Raw genomic sequence first — 19,534 nt, forward strand, 5'->3', positions numbered from 1 at the left:
CTTCAAACCCGGTGCTGCCGACCCAGGCGACTTCAAAACTCAACACCGATTCATGATTGGGAATGCGATGGGCGACTTGTTCAAACGGCAAATCTGGGCGTGGAGGGGAGTTTGGATGACGGCGCCGATCGTGGCTACCCTGACGATCGCCTTGCGCTTGAGCGGCGTCTTGCAACTGCTGGAGTGGGCCGCCCTCGATCGCCTCTTCCGGATGCGACCCCCAGAACCGATCGACCCGCGCATTGCCATTGTCGAAATTACCGAGTCCGATATTCGCCAAGCCCAACAGTGGCCGATTTCCGACGCCGCCCTCACGGTTTTGTTAGAGAAAATCAAGAAACAACAGCCGCGCGCGATCGGACTGGATTTATATCGAGATTTACCCGTCGAACCGGGACACGCGCAGTTAGTCGAATTATTCGAGAATACGCCAAACTTGATCGGCATTGAAAAGGCGATCGGCGATAACTACGGCGCCGTCGTCGCCGCCCCGCCGAAGCTCAAAGAACTCGATCGCGTCGGCGCGGTGGATTTGCTCCTCGACGGCGACGGTAAAGTTCGGCGCGCTTTGCTCTCGGTCCGACCGAACAACCAAGGTCAAACCGTCTACACCCTCGGGGTGCGATTGGCGTTGATGTATTTGGAAGGAGAAGGGATCCAACTCGAAACCGTCGAAGGCGATCGCGAGAAAGTTCGCCTGGGAAAAGCCCTCTTCGATCGCTGGCAACCGAATTCCGGGGGCTACGTGCGCGCCAATACCGGAGGCTATCAAATTCTCTATAATTTTCGGAGCTTGGCTTGTCGCGGCAGAATCGAAGCCTGCGAGATCTTTTTAACCGTTTCGATGAACGATCTGCTAGAAGAGCGCATCCCTCGCGATTTACTGCGCGATCGCATCGTCTTGATCGGTTCGACCGCCCCGAGTCTCAAAGACCGCTTTTTTACCCCCTACAGTACCAACTACATCACCGCCTTACCCGGGGTGAAAATGCACGGCGACCTCGCCAGCCAGATTCTCAGTGCGGCCCTCGACGGACGCCCCTTGATTCGCACCTGGAACGAAGCCATCGAAAGTTTGTGGATTTTCGCCTGGGCGGCGATCGGCGCCACCTTAGCCTGGAGCTTGTTGCGACGGCGTTGGGAATTTCTCACCGTCGTATTTGCCGCTTGCGGACTCGTGGCGATCGCCTACTTCGCCTTTCTCCGAGGTTGGTGGATTCCCCTCGTCCCGCCCTTACTCTCCTTGGGCGGATCGTATATCTCGATCGTCAGTTATATCGCCTATACCGAACGCCGACGTTCCGAAGCCCAACTGCGCTATCACGCCCTCCACGACGCCCTCACCGGACTGCCGAACCGCTTTTGTTTCCTCGAACGCCTGCAAGAGGCGATCGCCCACAGTCAAGTCCACTGCGACTATCGCTTCGCCGTTCTCTTTCTCGATCTCGACCGCTTCAAACTCGTCAACGACGCCCTCGGTCACCGCACCGGAGACGAACTACTCGTCGCCCTCGGCGATCGCCTCCAAACTATCCTCGCCAGTCAAGATACGATCGCCCGTCTCGGCGGCGACGAATTTATTATTCTGCTCGACAACATCCACCAACTCGGCGACGCACTCGCGATCGTCGATCGCATCTACGAACAACTCCAACTCCCCTTCAACCTCAACAACGGCTATCAAGTCTATACCAGCGCCAGCATCGGGATTCTCATCAACGATGCCGACTACCAAGAACCCGAAGACTTCCTCGGCGCCGCCGACGTCGCCATGTATCGCGCCAAAGCCCGGGGCAAAGGATGCTACGAAATCTTCGACGCCAGTATGCAAGGGGACTTGAAGAAACTGCTGCAACTCGAAAACGACCTGCGCCACGGCATCGATCGCGCCGAATTCGTCCTCTACTACCAGCCGATTGTTTGCCTGAAAACCAATACCGTCACCGGATTTGAAGCCCTCGTGCGCTGGCAACATCCCGAACGCGGTTTTATCTCCCCCGCTCAATTTATTCCCGTCGCCGAAGAAACCGGACTGATCGTTCCCTTGGGGTGGTGGATCTTATACGCCGCCTGCGAGCAAATTGCTCGATGGCAAGCCCAATTTCCCGACGACGAACCCCTTAAAATTAGTGTCAATCTCTCGGGACGGCAATTTTTACAAGCCGATCTCGTCGAACAAATCGAACGGATTATCAAACAAACCGGACTGGCCACCCAAGGGTTAAAGTTAGAAATTACCGAAAGTGTCGTCATGCAAAATGCCGAAACGGCAGTCAAAATGCTCGAACGACTCAAAACCTTGGGAATTCAGTTAAGCGTCGATGATTTCGGGACGGGCTATTCCTCCTTAAGTTACCTGCGCCGTTTTCCCGTAGATACTTTGAAAATCGATCGCTCCTTCATCCACGAAATCGATACGAATTCCGAACAGTTGGAAATTGTCCGGACGATCGTGTTAATGGCCCATAGTTTGGGCATGGACGCGATCGCCGAAGGCGTGGAAAACGCGCGCCAGCTCAAAATTTTGCGCGATTTAGATTGCGATTACGTGCAAGGGTATTTATTCTCGAAACCTGTCAACAGCGAGATGGCGGAAACCTTTTTAATGCGAAAGTTAAACGCCTATTGACGGGAATCGGAAAAGAGATTTTAGATTTTATTGTGGTTTCAAATAAGAATGAGACACAATATCCCTGTAGAGGTGATTCGCGAATCACCTCTACAGGGTGTGGGTAAACTCACTCTTCAAGGCGCTGTAAATGCCAGAATCTGTCTCAATCTAAATTCAAATGACTATAGATTTTAGATTGAGGGAGGCGGGAAGAGGAAATTGGAAAACTGCTGATTTCTAGTTTTTGCCGCTTCCCGATTCCCGCTTCCCTCTTACCCGATCAACAATCCAAATCCGTAACCGCACCGAGACTACTCGACGAGACGAGTTTGGCATATTTCGCCAAAATCCCTTTACGGTAACGCGGTGTAGGAGGTTGCCAATTGGCGCGACGGCGTTCGAGTTCTTCCTCGGAAACGTTTAACTGTAACAGCCGTTGCTGGGCGTCGATCGTAATCGTATCCCCTTCTTCAACCAGGGCGATCGCGCCGCCCACCGCAGCTTCCGGCGCCACGTGACCGACCACCAAACCGTAAGTCCCGCCAGAGAAACGCCCGTCGGTGATCAAACCGACCGAATCCCCCAACCCGGCGCCGATAATCGCCGACGTGGGGGCGAGCATTTCGCGCATTCCCGGACCGCCTTTAGGTCCTTCGTAACGCACGACGACCACATCTCCGGCTTTAATTTTGCCGTCGAGAATGGCGGCGAGGCAGTCTTCCTCGGACTCGAAAACCTTCGCCGGCCCGGTGATTTGGGGTTTTTTGACCCCGCTAATTTTAGCGACGGCCCCTTCGCTGGCGAGGTTGCCTTTGAGGATGGCGAGGTGTCCTTGGGCGTACATCGGCTGATTCCAAGGACGGATAACCTCTTGACCTTGGGGGGGTTCCTCGGGAATGTCGGCGAGTAGTTCGGCGATCGTCTGTCCGGTGATGGTGAGGGCGTCGCCGTGCAGCAAGTCGTGGACGAGCAGCATTTTCATCACTTGGGGAATGCCCCCGGCTTGGTGCAGTTGGGTGGTGACGTAGCGACCGCTCGGTTTGAGGTCGCACAAGACCGGGACGCGCTGGCGGATGGTTTCAAAGTCGTCGAGGGTGAGTTCGACGCCGATCGCGTTGGCGATCGCCAGTAAGTGTAACACTGCATTGGTGGAACCGCCGACGGCCATAATCACGGAAATGGCGTTTTCAAACGCCTTGCGCGTCATGATTTGTCGCGGCAAAATCTGCTGGCGAATGGCTTCGACGAGGACGGCGGCAGACTGTTCGGCGCTGTCGGCTTTTTCTGCATCTTCCGCCGCCATGGTCGAGGAATACATCAAACTCATCCCCATGGCTTCGAGGGCGGAAGACATCGTATTAGCGGTGTACATCCCGCCACAAGATCCGGCGCCGGGACAGGCATTGCGTTCCACGGCGAGGAGTTCGTCGTCGTCAATCGTGCCCGCACTGCGCTGACCGACGGCCTCGAAAGCGCTGACGATCGTCAGGTCGCAGTTATTATAATGACCGGGTTTAATCGTGCCGCCGTAGACGAAAATCGCGGGAATGTTGAGGCGGGCGATCGCGATCGTCGCCCCCGGCATATTTTTATCGCAACCTCCGATCGCCAAGACTCCATCCATACTCTGACCGTTGCACACGGTTTCGATCGCGTCGGCAATCACTTCCCGGGAAACGAGGGAATATTTCATCCCTTCCGTTCCCATTGAAATCCCATCGCTAATCGTGATCGTTCCGAACATCTGGGGCATTCCCCCGGCATCGCGAACCCCCGTTTCTGCCCGTTTGGCGAGCAGATCGAGGCCCATATTACAGGGGGTGATGGTGCTGTAACCATTGGCAATGCCAACGATCGGTTTGTTAAAGTCCTCGTCTCCAAAACCGACCGCCCGTAGCATCGCCCGGTTGGGCGATCGCTGGACTCCTTGGGTGACGACGCGGCTTCTGAGGTTGTCAGGCATTCTTGATATCCGTGAAAGCGTTGAGAAGTTCAGGGGGGCGGGGTCGAACGGGATCCTGTCGTGGTACCTGCGGTCCCGAATCGTTCGTCCCTTTCTCGATTGTCTCAGAATCGACGACGATTTGAGCAGTGGGGGCGATCGCCGCGTCCAGAAGCGAGCGATCGCGGCGAGTTGCCAAGGGCGAGATCGCCCCAATCGGCCTCAATAGAGGACTTTTCCGGTCGAAGCGTAAAAAGATACATTAGAACCTAGCTATCGATAAAATTGCTTAGAGACACAGAGGCGGAGAACATGGATGCGAACGAATTACGCGAGCGTTACGGGCGAGGAGAACGAGATTTTCGCGAAATTAAGTTAATCGGTGCCAATTTAGAAGGAATTAACTTATGCGAGGTCAATCTCAGAAGCGCGGATTTACGACAGGCGAATTTAGTCGGCGCCAAGTTGACGGGCGCTAATCTCAGAGAAGCGAACCTTTCGTCGGCGTCCCTGACCGGGGCCGATTTACGCGAGGCGAATTTAATCAGTGCCAATTTGATGAAAGCCAACCTCGACGAGGCGAATTTAACTCAGGCGAATATGAGTCGGGCGATCTTAGAACGGGCCACGATGCAACGGGCGAAAATGATCGAGGCGATCGTCAGCGAAACCCGCTTGAGTTGGGCGAAACTCGTGGAAGCCAATCTCAGTCAGGCGAATATGAGTCGGGCGAATTTAAGTGAAGCGGATTTATCCCGGGCGCGTTTGGAAGAAGCGAATTTGACGATCGCCATTTTGACCCGGGCGACCCTGGAATCGGTCAACCTCACCAATGCAGTTCTCAACGGGGTCAATCTTTCTCAAGCCAATCTTAAAGGTTCGGATCTCAGTCGCGCTACGATGAGTAGCTCGAACCTGGCGGATGCCGATCTGAGTAATACCCAATTGCGCGGCACGAATATCAGTTGGACGACCCTGCGCGGAGTGAGTTTGCGCGGGGCGAGTTTGTATCGCGCCAATCTCGGCTGGTCGAATTTGAGTGGAGCCGATCTGAGTGAAGCGATCTTGATGGATACCAATTTATATCGAGCTAATTTGCGCGATGCGATTTTAACCGGGGCGGTGATGCCGGACGGAATGCCCTATCAGTAAGGAATTGGGAGTGGGGAATCTGGATTTCGGTTACCGATGTCCCGCTCCCCAATTCCCGCTTTATCAAGACTCGCGATCGCCCAAAATTTGCAGTCGCACCGTGCGATCGTCCGCTTCGCTCAAGTGAACTTCCACGACTTGTCCGGCGAGGCGATCGAGACAGCTCAACATCGATCGCAGGTGCGGCGTACTCGCCCCCGTATCCACGTAGAGGCGATCGGTTAAGCTCACTAAACGCCGCCATGTGTTATATAACTTGACCGCCGTTTGTTCTAACGCCGCCGCCTGTTTGACCATATCCGAGGCGGTACTGAGGAACCCGAGGCGCAAGGCTTCTTCGAGAGCCATTTCCACGTCGATGCTATTGCGCGAAATCGCCTGTACTTGAGCCGCCGCATCGAGATATTTCGATAAATTACGCGCGTCGGTGGTCAGTTGTTTGACCGTATCGACATCGGGATTAATCGAAGCTTCCTCGCGCATCGATGTTTGATGAGTTTCGGGCAGTTTTTCCATTTCCCGGGCCAGGGGAGCGAGATAGCGCGGCGGAATCGACCCCGAAGTCGCTTTTTCCTTGACTTCTTCCGGGAGTAAGTCCGAGGTCATGGCAGTCCATTCGTCGGAGAGTTGCCGGACTTCGCGCCGGGTGATGCGATCGCCCGTACTGGCCGCTTGCGAGACCATTTGCTGGACTTCCGGTGCCGATTTCGCCGTTTCGACAAAGGCGCGCTTGCTAAATTTATCGAATGTATCGGGATTGAGATAACCTTGCTCTAACAAAGCATCGGCACTATTGGCTAATTCAATTAAGGAATAGGCTTGACTTTTACTGATTTCCTGTTCCTTGAGCCATTTTAAAAACCCGGTGCCGCGTCCTTCGCCGCCCTTCTTCTCGCGATCGCGCACCGCCCGCAGAATCCTACCGCGCCAAATATCGGTTTGCAAGTCGAAATGGTCGCAGACCTTCCATGCATTCTCAATTTGCTGCTGGAACTCGTACTCCGGGATCTCCTCATCGCTGGGATCCGGAAGCTGAAAATTGAGGTCGGTGACGCTTTCAAGCGCAGCAGCGAGTGCTTCTGGGGATTCGGGTAATTCAGCCATGGAGAGCAACCACGATCGGGCGACAGCCGAATTATTATGGCACGATTCGGGAATGCTCGCAGGGGTTACGGGCGATCGCCCGTAACCCTCTTACTCGGAGGTTCCCACTTCTTCCCCAAATGGCCCTGGGAAGGCGATCGCCGACAGTCCCACCGACTCTAACACGCTCTTCCACAACTGACCCAAGCTCGGATCCTCCGGATGCTGGCGTCGCGCTGCGCTCAAAGTCGCGAGCAAATCGTACCAATACCCGTGACTGGCATACCACTGCACCCGTTCGACAGTGCTTTGTGCCGCCAACTCCCCCTGTTGTTCCGCGTTCAACGCCACGCGCTGCACCCATCCGACAAACACCGGATCGTTCGGGGTCGGCTTGGCGGCACAGCTCACCGACAAAAACCACTGATAATTTTTACCGACTTCTAAAGGGGCACTCGCCTCCGAAGGACGAAACCCGACCAACCCTCCCCCTTGGGGAACGGGAAAAGCGATCGCCTCGGAAGAGTCCCCCGTCTCATCTCGAAACAGCAAGCGGACTTGGGTAGCGGAGGTTTTAGGAAAATTAACAAACACTGTCGGGTGGGAAGCCAAAGTCAGTCCGTAATTGCGACGCGGCATCAAGACTTCGATCTCGTCTTCATCGGGCTGACAGCGCCCCCCATCCCGGGCGCCTGCACCCGCCGTGTCGTCCGGTTTGTCCTCCCCGGGAGGGTCGAAGGCTTCTTGAAAGATAATCGATTCGGACAGGGGTGGGGACAGTGGGGGAGCCGTTTGGGGAGCTATTTGAGCGATCGCGCCCCCGGCACTTCCCAAACAACCCACCCATAAACTGAGGCCCAGAGGTTGTAAAAGATTGCAAAATTTCATGACTCTTACAGTTATTGCCAATGGCCGACCAAAACAAAAGGCGACCAATAATAAGGATGGCGATACTGCTCTTGTTTTAACAAAAATAATTGAGCTTGACGCAACGCTTCACCTTTTGTAAAGCCTTCTTTTAATAAACGATAAAATTGCGCCATCAGTTCGGCGGTGGAACGGTCTTGAACCGACCACAACGTTGCTAACGTACTGCGAGCCCCCGATCGCACCGCGACCCCCGCCAATCCCAAGGCGGCGCGATCGTCGCCAAATGCCGTCTGACAAGCACTGAGGACGAGCAATTCAATCGGCGCGCGATCGCGCTGTTCTTGCAAGATCTTATCCAAATCTTTAACTTGAATGCGATCGTTCCAAGTCAATAGAAAAGTTTGCTCGGCTTCGGAGCTAAATTGGCCGTGAGTCGCTAAATGAACGATCGAAAATAAATTAGATTCTAACGATTGAGAAAGAGAAGCTTTGGTAAACTCCTCGTTTAATAAAATTTTTGGAGAAAGTAAACTGTCTAAGGCTCTAATTTCTACGGCGACTCCCGGCAAAGCCGAAAATCCTTGACGGGCTTCGGCTAACCCTCCGGTTAACATGGCTCGGTTTTGAGACAACTGGGAAGGTAACTCTAATAATTGCAAGCCCGGGGTGAGGGCGATCCTATATTTTTCAATTAAGAACTGCTCGCCATCGTAGAGCGCGGACATGGGTAAATTCCTTAAAAATCCATCGAGAACAAACACCAACGTTTGGATATTTGCTTGTTCTAATAACGGTTCGGCAGGACGAATCAACCAATCGTACAGTTGGCGGGCGGGCTGAATAATACGAAAGATCGGAAAAACCGGGTTTAAGGCGGCGAACGTGTCCCCGAAAACCTCTTTTCTCTCCTCGAAACTGACCGAGGTGGCGTAGTGGGCTAAGGGTTGTCCGGGCAGAGACACGATGACATCGATCCGGTTTTCGAGGACGATCGGATAAATTAAAGCTGCTTGAGGGTCGATGTCTTCAATCGGTTGTAACTGATAAGTTTTGCAGGCTTCGCGAAAAAAGTTTTCGAGTTCTCGTAATTGTAAGGCTTCGATCGCCTGTCGAGATTTTTGCAATCTGACTTGTTGTTTTGCTAACGGTAAGCGATCGACATTTTCGAGTAATAAAGACACGTAGGCTCGATAAATCGGTTCGACTCGCTCGCGAAAAGAAAAGCGCACGTCTGAATGAACCGCGACCAGGTCTTGACGTAAGGATTCTAACGCTTGAACCGCCTGTTCGTAAGCGACGATCGCCTCCTCCGATTGTCCGGTGGCGGCGAGGAGGCGCCCGTGTTGGGCGTGCCAACTGGCGGCGAGGTCGGCGGCGTCCGACGTTGAGGCCCATTGCAACCCTTGGCGGGTTAAGGCAATTGCCTCGGAATATTGCCCCTGTCGTTCGTAGAGGACCCCCAAGTGTCCGAGGGCGTAAGCTTCGGCGCGACGATCGCCGATCTGGCGGGCCTCGTCGATCCCTCGGGCGAGGATCGCGGCGATCTCGCGAGGGTCTACCGGGTACTCCCAGGTGGCAGTCTGCATCGCCGTTTCGGCAAAATTAACCCGGGCGTAAATCAGCGATCGCGATCGGGGCAACTCGTCGAAGGCGCCGATTATGCTGGGGATGAGGGCGATCGCGGCCTCCTGACGGTCGCTGGCTACCAATAAATTTAACTGATTGAGACGGGCTTGCACTTGCAGCAGCCGAATCGGACTGGTCGTGGCGGCGCGGTCGTAAAAGGCGATCGCCGCGTCGGTTTGTTGCTGCAAGCGGGCGTTATTCCCCAATTGAAACAGGCTTTCCGCTTCGGCGATCGGATCGTCGAACTGTTGCGCGAGGTGCAAACTGGTGGTTAAAACCGCTTCGGCGCGATCGCGATCGCCGACGACTTGCAAAACCGCCCCCAAACTGCGCAATGTCGAGGCTTTGAGGAGGGAATTGGCAGAATTTTCTAGTTGTCGTTCCAGGTGTTCCAAACTTTTTTGCGCTTGGCGGTAGAGTCCCAAAGCTTGCAAGGCTTGAGCGCGATCGATCGTCACCGCGATCGCCCCGTCGCGATCGCCGATCTCGCGGTAAATCGCGATCGCTTCGTCCCAGGTATCGAGGGCCGCTTGGGGGTTGCCCCGGTGAAACTCTAGGGTGCCGCGCGTTTGCAGCCATCGGGCACGCACGAACGAATCGCCGACCTGGGGCAGTAAATCCGCCCCTTGGGCGAGCGATCGCTCGGCGGCGTCCACTTGTCCCGCATCGTAATAAGCAATGGCCAAAGCACTGTATGCTAAAGCTGCATCGCGGCTATTGCCTTCCCTGGCGACTCGTTCCCAAACCTCGATCGCGGCGTCGATCTGTCCGGTTTCGTACAATTGGCGACCGAGATCGAGGCGATCGCGATCGATCGGTGCCGCGATCGTCTCTGGAGGCCCGACAGAAGTAGGATGGCGGGCGAAGGTCGCCGTTTGGATCGGGGCGATCGCGATCGAACTCATCAAGAAGAGGACAATGAAGAGGAACCAGCGAGGGACACGCATGGGGATTTTAGATTTGTTAGATTCTAGATTTTAGATTTGAGGTTGGGGACAATAACGGTGGAAGCGGCGATCGAGAGATGCGCACTACGGATGCTCCCTTTCCTGTTGGTGGTTGCCTCCTGCCTCATCCCGATTCCCCCAAACATACCGAGCGATCGCCCTTTCTAACGGGGGCAACAAGTTCTATATTTCCCTGGGGATTGACTTGCCATGCCGTTGCTTCCAACACCGCCCGACGATCGCGCGTTGGCGATGGCGAAGTGGGCGTTTCAGAGGCATAAAAGTGAAAATCGCGCACTGCACCTTGACCGAGGAGGAATTGGCGTGGATCTTCGGGCAAACCGCCGCGTCCGGCGATCGTAAAGCGGTTTCCGCGAGTGGCGGGACAACCGGAAACGACTTGTTCGAGGGGATCTTGGAAACTGTCGGGGGTCAAAACTAACCCCGATGCTGGGTTGACCTCCGGGGTATTCAGTTCGACAATGCCGCGAAACTGGGGACCGAGTTGAGAGGAGGCGGTAATATCCGATCGCGGCGTCGGTCGGGGTCGGAATTGGGTGCCGAAAACCCCCAGCGCCGAAATCTCGACCCGTCCGGCGAAACTGTCTTGGGCGTTGGCGGTAATATCGCTATTCTCTAGGGCGAGTAAGGTTTGGGTGGCGATCTCAATATTGCCTCCGGTCGCATTACCTCGGGCGTTGGTGCCGATCTGCGATCGCCCGCGCAGTTGGATGTCCGGTACTCGCAGTACGATGTTGGCGCGATCGCCCTCTACCGTATCCGCCGTCAAAGTTCCTCGATTCAGCCGCAACTGTTGCGCTACCACGCTCAAATTGCCTGCCGCCCCTCGATTGTCGCTACTGACCGACAGTTGCGCCCCGTCGCCAATCTCCAAGCGTCCGGTTTCGACCCGCAAGGCATTGACATTCCCCGACCCGGGAGAACTGGCAAAAATCCCACTCGGATAGCGTTGTCCCGATTCGTCGCGCACGAATTCCGACAAATTCTCCACCGTAGACGCGGACACCGGAAACCCGCCGATCGCCGTCACCGACTTGCGGGCACGCACGAAGACGCTGCCCCCGTCACTGTCGCCAAAGGTGGCCGCCGAAATTTGAGCGCCGTCACGCAAGACTAATTCAGAAGTATCGACGACAATATCTCCCCCGACACCGACGGCGCCGCGATCGCTTTGCGCCACCAAACGGCTGGTAAACCCTTGCGCAGAAACGCCACTGAGTTCGATCCGTTCGCTGGCGCGGAGGGTAAGGTTGCCACCGTCACCGATTCCTTCGGTTCCGACATCGATTTTTGCCCCGTCGCGCAGGACTAAGCGCTGGGTTTCTACGAGGATATCGCCGCCATTGCCGCGACCGGAACGTTGGACGGCTGTCACTAACTGGCTCACGGGTTTGGCTTCTTCCTGTCCGATTAAGGTCAATCGTTCGCTGGCGCGAATGGTGATGCTGCCCCCGGTTCCTTCGGCAAACAAGTCCGAGGCGACGATGGCACTCTCGCGCACGGTCATGCGGCGGGTCTCGATCGCGATATTGCCGCCATTCCCTCGGCTGGCCCGGCGGGAGACCGTGGCAACAATCCCCCCGGAAAGATTGAAGTTATTGCCGCGATCGCTCAAATCGATGGTATCGGCGCGGATCGTAATATTGCCCGCGTTGCCGGACCCTGCCGCCAGGGAGGACACTAAGGCTCCTCCCGTGACGACTAAGGATCGTGTTTCGAGGAACAACTCTCCGCCATTGCCCGCACTCTCGGTCTCGCTACTGAGTCGCACTCTGCCGTCGAGGCGGATTTCCCCGGCGCTGACGGTCAGTTGGCCTGCATTGCCCGTTCCGCCTTCACGGGCGATCGTCGTCAGCAAGGTATTGAATCGCATCGGTTGGTTGTCTGAATTCGCGATCGTGGTGTCTTGCGGTCCACCTTGAAATTGGGGGGGTCTTCCTCGAAACGGTTCGGTTGAGGCGAGATCGAGCAAGCCGCTCACTGCTACGGTGATATTACCTGCATCTCCCTGACTGGCACTTTCGGCGGCGACGATCGAATCGCGCACGATCGCCGAGTCGGCGGCGATCGCGATATTTCCCCCCCGACCGATCGCCGACGGTAGCACCGTATTGACGATCCGGCTATTCTCGCGCAAGACGATCGCCCCGGTGGCCTCGATCTCGATGTCCCCCGCCACCGCCCCGGGTCCTCCCAACCCGTTGAATAAACCCGCATCCAAGCTGCTCGCGATCAGTTCTACATTTCCCGCTCGGATCGCGATCTCGCCCCCTCCACCCGCCAGCACGTTGAGTTCGGAATTGACGAGGCTGAGGTCGGCGCGCCCGCTTCCTTCTGAGGGGACAAACGGGTTGAGGGCGATCGCCCCGGAACCCGATAGCCCGCCCAATTCGATCCGGCCTCCAGGGGCGCGCAAACGGCTGTCAGCGAAGCGAACATCTCCACCGAGAAATGTGACGTTTTGACCGGGAGAGAGGTCGAGATCGGCCTGTTGGAGCTGAATCGGTGCGGGATTACCCCCGTATTGCAGCCCGATGGGAACGGCAACGGAGAGCAGGGGCACCGTGTCGGCATTGGAGCCGGGAAAGGTACCGAATAGGCTGCCGTCGGACAGGGCGATCGCCTCGGCGGTGGTCGCGACGAAGGCACCGCGCAGGTCGAGGCGGGCGTTGCCTCCGAAAATAAAGCCGTTCGGATTGAGGGAGAATAAATTGGCACTGCCGCGCACGCCGAGGGTCCCGAAAATGTTGGACGGATTGTTTCCGGTCACTCGCATCAAGATATTGTCGACGCCGGGAGGATTGGCAAACCAGACCGCTTGACCGTCGCCGACGTTGAATTCTCGAAAGCTGTGGAAGAGATTGCTCGCTCGTCTGGCTCCCCCTTCAATGGTGCTGGTTGTGGGGGTTTCTCGGCGTAACCGGGAGGCTTCGTCGCCTAAGCTGGCATCGGGGAGGACTTGGGCGAGGCTGGTTTCGCCGACTGAGATCGCGATCGCGGCGATCGCCGTTGCCGAGATGAGTGGGTATCGCTCGTTGCTCATGGGCGCTCAATCTCCGTTCGCTTGAACCCTTGGGACTGGATCGGGCTGCCCCGATTCTAGCAGCGCCGAGCAGGTTTGACCGCCACTTTGTAAAGGCGCGATCGCAGCAAAGCGGCGCTCGATCGCGGCGGCGGTTTCCTGACTTTCGCCTTGTTTGAGATATTCGATCGCGATCCGTCCGGCAGCTTCTCGGTCGGCGGCAATCTGCGCGATCGCCTCGACGGTCTCACACAGTTCTAAGGTGGCGCGCTGTTTTGCGGTCAGGATCGGCAAAGAGCTGGCGGCGAGGAGGGCGGCGATCGCCGTCGGAATGGCGGGAATCCACCAGCCGAGGAAAAAGGCTGCCGCCGCGATCGCCGCGATCGCTCCGATAACCCCGATCGCCATTCCCGGGATCGCGATCGGACGGGGCCACCGCCACGCCAATCCCGCCGCGATCGCCGCCCACAAGCCAATCCAGGCCCATTCGACCGTCTCGGGCCAGACGCGCAACATCGATCGCCCCTCTAAGGCTCCACTCAGCAGTTGGCTGACGATATTGGCGTGAACCACGACCCCGGGCATCCGTTGGGGGGCGCCCGCAATTCGGCTGCTGTAGGGGGTTTGGAATAAGTCGTTGATACTTTCTGCCGTTGCCCCTACGAGGACGACGCGATCGCGCAATGCCTCTGGGGGCAGGCGATCGGCGAGGAGGTCGGCGATCGGAAAGGTCGCGAACCGATCGGAGGTTCGGCGAAAATCAAGCAGGATTTGATAGCCCCCCGCTTTGGCTCTCACATAACCTCCATCGTCCGGTTTGAAGGCGGTCAGGGTCGTTTTTCCCAGGTCGATGCGATCGCGATCGCGCCCTTGGGCTTCGATCCCTTCCGTTTGTAAATACGCCAGGGCTAATTTCACCGCCAAACTCAGTTGCACCGATCCGTCTTCTCCCCTCACGGAAAGCAAGGCGCGGCGCACGGTTCCGTCCCCGTCTAACACTTGATCCGCAAAGCCGACTCGACCTCGTTCGGCCAAAATCGGCGGCGGTCCGACTCGTTCGCCGACCACTTTTTCGATCCCGATTAAAGAAGGCGTACTTTGATACACTTGGGCTAATTGTGTATATCCCGGTTCCACGGGCAAATTCCGATAGAGATCTAAGCCGATCGCCCTCGGGTTTCGAGCCGCAATTTTGGCGATCGCCCGGGCTAAAACTGCGTCAGAGATAGGGTATTCGCCGATCGCCTCTAAATCCGCTTCGTCGATCGACACGATCGCGATTCTCGGATCGACGGCTTCGAGGGGACGCAGTTGGAACCAGCGATCGAGCAACACCCATTCGGCCCCTTGCAGCCAGCCCGTCCAGCGCAGGGCGATCGTCCCCATTGCCGCCCCGACGGCGATCGCGGCGATCCAACCTCGACCCAAATGCACGTTTTTCGTGCGTTCCCGCGCCCATTGGCGCGCCCGTCCTAAAATCTCGTGAGCTTCCCGGGCCGCTTCCAGGGCAAATTGTGCCTTTTCCCGTTGCCCTCGTTCCACCGCCAAATCCGTTTCGACCCCCCGTTTTTCCAGATCTTGACTCGCACTGAGAAAGCGATAGTCGAGATTGCTCAGTTGTTTGTTCGCCGACCACGCCAGAGCTTCTTGCAATGCCAATCCCCGCAATAATTGCGATTCGTCTTCGCCTTTCGAGGCGATCCAGGTGTTAAATTGAGTCGCGTAGGGGCGCAAGTTTTCTAATTGATGGGCGACCCATTCGGTATTAAATACGGCAGCGTAAATCGGGTTTTTGACAGTCAAGGATCCGGCTCGATTTTCGACTAACCCCGAGAGTAATAACTCGATTTGTTCGCGAGAATCGTCCGTTTCTATCCGCTCTCCGGCGAGGATGCGTTGGTAGAGTCCGAGTAGTCTTCCTGCCAGTTCTTGGTTGTAGAGAATTCGGTTGGCGATCGTTCGTAAATGTTGCGGTTCGTCTTGGGATTGCCAATGCTCGATGATGCGCGATCGCACCAGTTCAAAAATCGGCGATCGCGCCCCTGTTTCTAGGCATAACTGACAAAGTTTTTGGGTTAAAAAGGGTTGTCCCCCACTCCAATGTAAAATTTCGCTGAGTTGTTTTTGGGTTTGCTCCCCCCGGCGATCGCCTTGCAAACCGCCAGCCAGGGGTGCCGCTTCCTTTAAGGTAAATCCATTGAGGGCGATCGCTTTACCAATATTAAAAGGCGTTCGGTTTTTGTCGCGGATTAAATCCGCAGGATTCGCAACACCGAAAATAGCAAATGCAATCCGATCGTAGTCGCGATCGAATGCCCGTTGATTGTAACAAAATCGAATAAATGCAAAGAAATCATCGACGGAAAACGGCAAGCTCATCGTGCTGTCTATTTCGTCGATAAAGACAAACAACCGAGTTTGCGGAAACTCTACCAATAACACTTCCGCTACAAATTGACTCAAACGCTGTAAAACGGGCAAGTCGGCGCGATCGTTCCACCAGTTTTTTAAATTAACTTTCCCCAGTAACTTAAACCCCATCCACAGTTGCGAAACAACCCCTTTGTACCATTGCTCTGCCGTGACATTATTGCTCCCCACTCCGGTTAAATCTAACGCCGCACAGACAAATCCTTCTGCTTCGAGACGATCTTTTGCCCGAACTAATAACGACGATTTTCCCATTTGTCTCGAATTGAGAATGTAGCAGAATTCCCCCTTTTTTAAGGCACTATACAGGTCACGATCGGCTTTTCTATTGATATAACTTCGAGCGTCAACCGTAAGACTTCCACCAACTTGATAGTGCATAGATGACCTAACTTTAAATCATTTCAACGATCTTGTTATTTTGGGCTGACATTTTAATTATTGGAAAACAAAAAATTCACAATATAACCATAACGATCGCCGAGTTTACGCTACAATACTCTCGATTGAAGATCGACATGACGCCGCGAACAAAAACAGGCAATCGCTCGTTTGAATGGATTGTTTTTATCAGTCGCCATGAAATCCTTTGAAGAACAATTGCAAATCACCGAAGATTTAGTTTTCCAGAAAACGGGAGAGCATCTCAATGACTTACAAAGAATAATACTCCATGAATCTTGGCAAGAAACCAAAAAGACTTACGACGAAATTGCTAAAGAATGCGGCTACTCTGCTAATTATATCAAGCAAGGGGTCGGCCCTAAATTATGGAAGCTCCTGTCTAGAGCATTCGGCGAAAAAGTTACAAAGATTAACGTTCGTTCGGCGATCGAACGCTATATTCTCGATTCCACTAAAGTCGATCTAGAACCTCCTTCTAATGACGATAGTTTTGTTAACGAGTTGGGCGATCGCGACCCACAAGATCGCAGAAAATTCAGTCGCGGAGAATTCAGTCCCATTCAATATCAACCTTTTGAACTCGAATTAGAATGGCCTCAAAATAGCGTTCCTCTCGGCTCTCCTTTTTATATCGAACGAGTCCCCTACGAATCTCAGTGCGATCGTGAAATCGAAAAACCAGGCAGTTTTATTCGGATCAAAGCTCCCCGACAAATGGGCAAAAGTTCGATGATGAATCGTATTCTAGCACGAGCGAAACAGAAAGGTTATACCACCGGATTACTCCACTTTCAGCAAATTGAAGCAACAGCTCTTATCGATCTCAATCGCCTATTACGTTGGTTTTGTTCTAATTTAGCATTACAACTCGGCCTTAAACCCAATCTAGATAACTTTTGGGATGAAGATCTCGGCAGTAAAATGAGTTGTACTTTATATCTAGAAGCCTATCTCTTGAATTCCATAAAAACCCCCTTCATTTTAGCTTTAGAAGAAGTCAACCAAATCATCGAACATCCCGATCTTGCCAAAGAATTTCTAACCTTACTTCGATTTTGGTACGAACGGACTAAAACGGATGCGACTTGGCAAAAACTGCGCTTAATTATGGTTCACTCTACCGAAATTTACATTCCTTTAGATATCAATCAATCTCCATTAAATATCGGCTTGCGCGTCGAACTCCAACCCTTTGACATCCAGCAAGTTTCCGATTTAATTCGTCGTCACCACCTCGATCTTGGAACCGAGCAAATTTCTCAATTAATGGAATTAGTTGCCGGACATCCTTATCTCATTCGTTTGAGTCTTTATCATTTAGCAAAAGGCGATCTATCTTGGCGAGAACTGATCGAAAATGCCTCTACAGATTCGGGAATTTACGGAGAAGTTTTACACCGAAATTTACGCTACCTACAACAGAATCCCGATCTCGCTCGTGCCTTTATTCGAGTTCTTCAAACTGAGGATCCGGTCGAGTTAGAACAGGTAGATGCTTTCAAGCTTTACAGTATGGGTTTAGTGAATTTACTGGGCAACCAAGTGACGGTAAGCTGCGATTTATATCGGCAATATTTCCGCGATCGCCTCCTTAGCTAATTGAATCAATAGATCCAATAACATTATTGGGAACGATCCTATTTCTTCATGGATCTTTTTGTAATTCTTTAGCACAATAGCGAGATTCAGAAATCAAATCGCCGTAGGGTTTAAAATAGCGTTCGATGCATCGCAACATCCCTAAATTTTCCGTAGCAACGGCTGCAGTTGCATAAGGAATTCCACTGTCAATTTGTCGGCGAACCGATTCGGTTAATAAGGCAAATCCACGACCGAATTTTTGAAATGGTCTTTCGACAAACATAGTGGAATAGCGAATTGTATCCGAGGCAACCCGATGAGTAATCGTCCAGCCAATGACTTCTCCTTGATAGCGCAATCCTAAACTATTAATCGATTCCAAACGCGGATCGTTACTAAATGGTGTTAAAGCGTCCGGATATTGCTTGCGTTCTAAAATCCGTTTTCGTTCGCGATCGCTTAATTCAAACCAGGGAAAAACGGTAAACTTTTCTGGAAGAGAATATCGATAGACCCAAGGAGCCTGTTTGAGTCGTTCGATGTTCGTTTTTGTTAAAATAAAATTCAATCGAGGAAGTTGCCAATTTTGATTTTTGAAAATGGATTCCAGTGCTAATTTTGTCACCTCTGTCGTGCGATATTTAGCACTCATTTGACGGCAGCCAATTTTTACTAAAAACCTTTCCAGATTTTGCAACAATCGCGTGCCAATTCCTTCTCGACGGTATTGGGGTAAAACTAAAAAAGAAATAATTTCAGCCGTTTGTTGATGATGGTTATAGTTCGCTAAAATTAAGCCGACGAGTTTCCCTGAAATGGAAGCAGATATACCATAAGTTATGCCGCGATCGCCTTCCGACGATCGCCGATATTGAATCCGAGGATAAGTAAACGGATCGAGCTGACCCAAATTCATCGGGGTTATGTTATAAACAAACTGATATTTGACTTGATTTTCTGGATTATCAATCGAGCGATCGTTCATTGCATTTGAAGGTTGAGGAAATTGGGTCACTACTTGTGGATTCATCATGGCGATCGCTCCCTCGAATCAATAGGTTTGCTCTTCCATCTCTAGGATGGCTCACCCTAGAAAAAGTGCAAATATAGAAAAGTTGATAAAAGTTGATATCTTTCACCAATTTTAGAATTCAAATCCCAACGGGCGATCGCCCCCTAATGTAGCAACAATAGGAGTCCTCATGGTTTATCTCCCCGCTCTTCTAGAATTAAATCTGCAATTGAGTGACGAGCAATTTTTCCAGCTCTGTCAACAACACCGCGACTTAAAATTTGAACGCACGGCGAACGGAGAACTCACAATTATGTCACCGACGGGAGGAATGACGAGCAATCGCAACGCCGAGCTAATTTACCAACTGATGGCGTGGAATCGGTCAACAAAACTCGGCAAAGTCTTTGATTCTTCCGGCGGATTTAAACTGCCTAACGGGGCCAACCGTTCTCCCGATGCGTCTTGGGTTCGTCGCGAACGCTGGAACGCTCTAACTGCGGAAGAACAGGCGAAATTTGTCCCTTTGTGTCCCGATATGGTCGTGGAATTGCGATCGCCTTCCGACGACTTGAGCAAGTTACAAGCTAAAATGCAAGAATATCGCGAAAACGGAGCCGAACTCGGTTGGTTAATCGACCCGGAACGGCAAATCGTAGAAATTTATCGACCGCATCGAGAACCGGAAATTTTATCTTCTCCCAAAACACTTTCTGGTGAAACGATTTTGCCGGACTTTGAGTTAGATTTGACTGGAATTTTATAGACCCGTAAAAAAGCTATAAAAACTGAAAAGGACGGGCAGTTTTCCCGTCCTTGGCGATATTCAAAC

At 53.4% G+C, this 19,534-nt stretch carries 11 protein-coding genes; 4 read left to right on the forward strand and 7 right to left on the reverse strand.

All coding sequences use genetic code 11. From position 1 onward, the window contains the following. The first annotated feature begins 52 nt into the window (after positions 1-52). Positions 53-2,629: an EAL domain-containing protein gene (locus HCG48_RS11245; protein WP_168569229.1), complete on the forward strand. Its 2,577-nt coding sequence runs from the start codon at positions 53-55 to the stop codon at positions 2,627-2,629. Between the two features lie 262 nt (positions 2,630-2,891). Here HCG48_RS11245 and ilvD read toward each other — a convergent pair whose 3' ends face one another. Further along, a complete protein-coding gene (ilvD, locus tag HCG48_RS11250; RefSeq protein ID WP_168569230.1) occupies positions 2,892-4,574 on the reverse strand; it encodes a dihydroxy-acid dehydratase in 1,683 nt (560 codons plus the stop codon). A gap of 291 nt (positions 4,575-4,865) precedes the next feature. On the opposite strand from ilvD, the gene HCG48_RS11255 reads away from it, so the two are divergent. Continuing rightward, a complete protein-coding gene (locus tag HCG48_RS11255; protein ID WP_168569231.1) occupies positions 4,866-5,705 on the forward strand; it encodes a pentapeptide repeat-containing protein in 840 nt (279 codons plus the stop codon). A gap of 63 nt (positions 5,706-5,768) precedes the next feature. Here the strand turns inward: HCG48_RS11255 and HCG48_RS11260 are convergent, their stop codons facing one another. From HCG48_RS11260 to HCG48_RS11280, 5 genes are all read right to left on the reverse strand, one after another. Beyond that, positions 5,769-6,809 (reverse strand): hypothetical protein, encoded by a 1,041-nt coding sequence (locus HCG48_RS11260; protein WP_168569232.1) that lies wholly within the window; start codon positions 6,807-6,809, stop codon positions 5,769-5,771. A 90-nt stretch (positions 6,810-6,899) separates the two neighbouring features. Further along, a complete protein-coding gene (locus tag HCG48_RS11265; RefSeq protein WP_168569233.1) occupies positions 6,900-7,676 on the reverse strand; it encodes a DUF928 domain-containing protein in 777 nt (258 codons plus the stop codon). An 11-nt stretch (positions 7,677-7,687) separates the two neighbouring features. Further along, positions 7,688-10,231 (reverse strand): CHAT domain-containing protein, encoded by a 2,544-nt coding sequence (locus HCG48_RS11270; protein ID WP_168569234.1) that lies wholly within the window; start codon positions 10,229-10,231, stop codon positions 7,688-7,690. A gap of 124 nt (positions 10,232-10,355) precedes the next feature. Next, a complete protein-coding gene (locus tag HCG48_RS11275) occupies positions 10,356-13,295 on the reverse strand; it encodes a beta strand repeat-containing protein (protein ID WP_168569235.1) in 2,940 nt (979 codons plus the stop codon). A gap of 6 nt (positions 13,296-13,301) precedes the next feature. Beyond that, positions 13,302-16,085, reverse strand: a complete 2,784-nt coding sequence (locus tag HCG48_RS11280) for a CHASE2 domain-containing protein (RefSeq protein ID WP_168569236.1) — start codon at positions 16,083-16,085, stop codon at positions 13,302-13,304. A 198-nt stretch (positions 16,086-16,283) separates the two neighbouring features. On the opposite strand from HCG48_RS11280, the gene HCG48_RS11285 reads away from it, so the two are divergent. Next, positions 16,284-17,708 (forward strand): AAA-like domain-containing protein, encoded by a 1,425-nt coding sequence (locus tag HCG48_RS11285; protein ID WP_168569237.1) that lies wholly within the window; start codon positions 16,284-16,286, stop codon positions 17,706-17,708. A 46-nt stretch (positions 17,709-17,754) separates the two neighbouring features. Here HCG48_RS11285 and HCG48_RS11290 read toward each other — a convergent pair whose 3' ends face one another. Next, positions 17,755-18,723 carry a GNAT family N-acetyltransferase gene (locus HCG48_RS11290; protein ID WP_168569238.1) on the reverse strand — a complete coding sequence of 323 codons (969 nt, stop codon included), beginning with the start codon at positions 18,721-18,723 and terminating at the stop codon, positions 17,755-17,757. 169 nt (positions 18,724-18,892) lie between these two features. On the opposite strand from HCG48_RS11290, the gene HCG48_RS11295 reads away from it, so the two are divergent. After that, the gene (locus HCG48_RS11295; RefSeq protein ID WP_168569239.1) at positions 18,893-19,468 is read left to right on the forward strand and encodes a Uma2 family endonuclease; all 576 of its coding nucleotides are present in this window, start codon (positions 18,893-18,895) and stop codon (positions 19,466-19,468) included. Positions 19,469-19,534: the final 66 nt, after the last annotated feature.

Origin of the sequence: Oxynema aestuarii AP17, assembly GCF_012295525.1 — a bacterium.
GTDB classification, from domain to species: domain Bacteria; phylum Cyanobacteriota; class Cyanobacteriia; order Cyanobacteriales; family Laspinemataceae; genus Oxynema; species Oxynema aestuarii.

What these genes read in the sequence shown, in the direction of transcription:
- HCG48_RS11245 (WP_168569229.1), top strand. Translation starts at nt 53, where the DNA reads ATGATTGGGAATGCGATGGGCGACTTGTTCAAACGGCAAATCTGGGCG.
- ilvD (WP_168569230.1), bottom strand. Translation starts at nt 4,574, where the DNA reads ATGCCTGACAACCTCAGAAGCCGCGTCGTCACCCAAGGAGTCCAGCGA.
- HCG48_RS11255 (WP_168569231.1), top strand. Translation starts at nt 4,866, where the DNA reads ATGGATGCGAACGAATTACGCGAGCGTTACGGGCGAGGAGAACGAGAT.
- HCG48_RS11260 (WP_168569232.1), bottom strand. Translation starts at nt 6,809, where the DNA reads ATGGCTGAATTACCCGAATCCCCAGAAGCACTCGCTGCTGCGCTTGAA.
- HCG48_RS11265 (WP_168569233.1), bottom strand. Translation starts at nt 7,676, where the DNA reads ATGAAATTTTGCAATCTTTTACAACCTCTGGGCCTCAGTTTATGGGTG.
- HCG48_RS11270 (WP_168569234.1), bottom strand. Translation starts at nt 10,231, where the DNA reads ATGCGTGTCCCTCGCTGGTTCCTCTTCATTGTCCTCTTCTTGATGAGT.
- HCG48_RS11275 (WP_168569235.1), bottom strand. Translation starts at nt 13,295, where the DNA reads ATGAGCAACGAGCGATACCCACTCATCTCGGCAACGGCGATCGCCGCG.
- HCG48_RS11280 (WP_168569236.1), bottom strand. Translation starts at nt 16,085, where the DNA reads ATGCACTATCAAGTTGGTGGAAGTCTTACGGTTGACGCTCGAAGTTAT.
- HCG48_RS11285 (WP_168569237.1), top strand. Translation starts at nt 16,284, where the DNA reads ATGAAATCCTTTGAAGAACAATTGCAAATCACCGAAGATTTAGTTTTC.
- HCG48_RS11290 (WP_168569238.1), bottom strand. Translation starts at nt 18,723, where the DNA reads ATGATGAATCCACAAGTAGTGACCCAATTTCCTCAACCTTCAAATGCA.
- HCG48_RS11295 (WP_168569239.1), top strand. Translation starts at nt 18,893, where the DNA reads ATGGTTTATCTCCCCGCTCTTCTAGAATTAAATCTGCAATTGAGTGAC.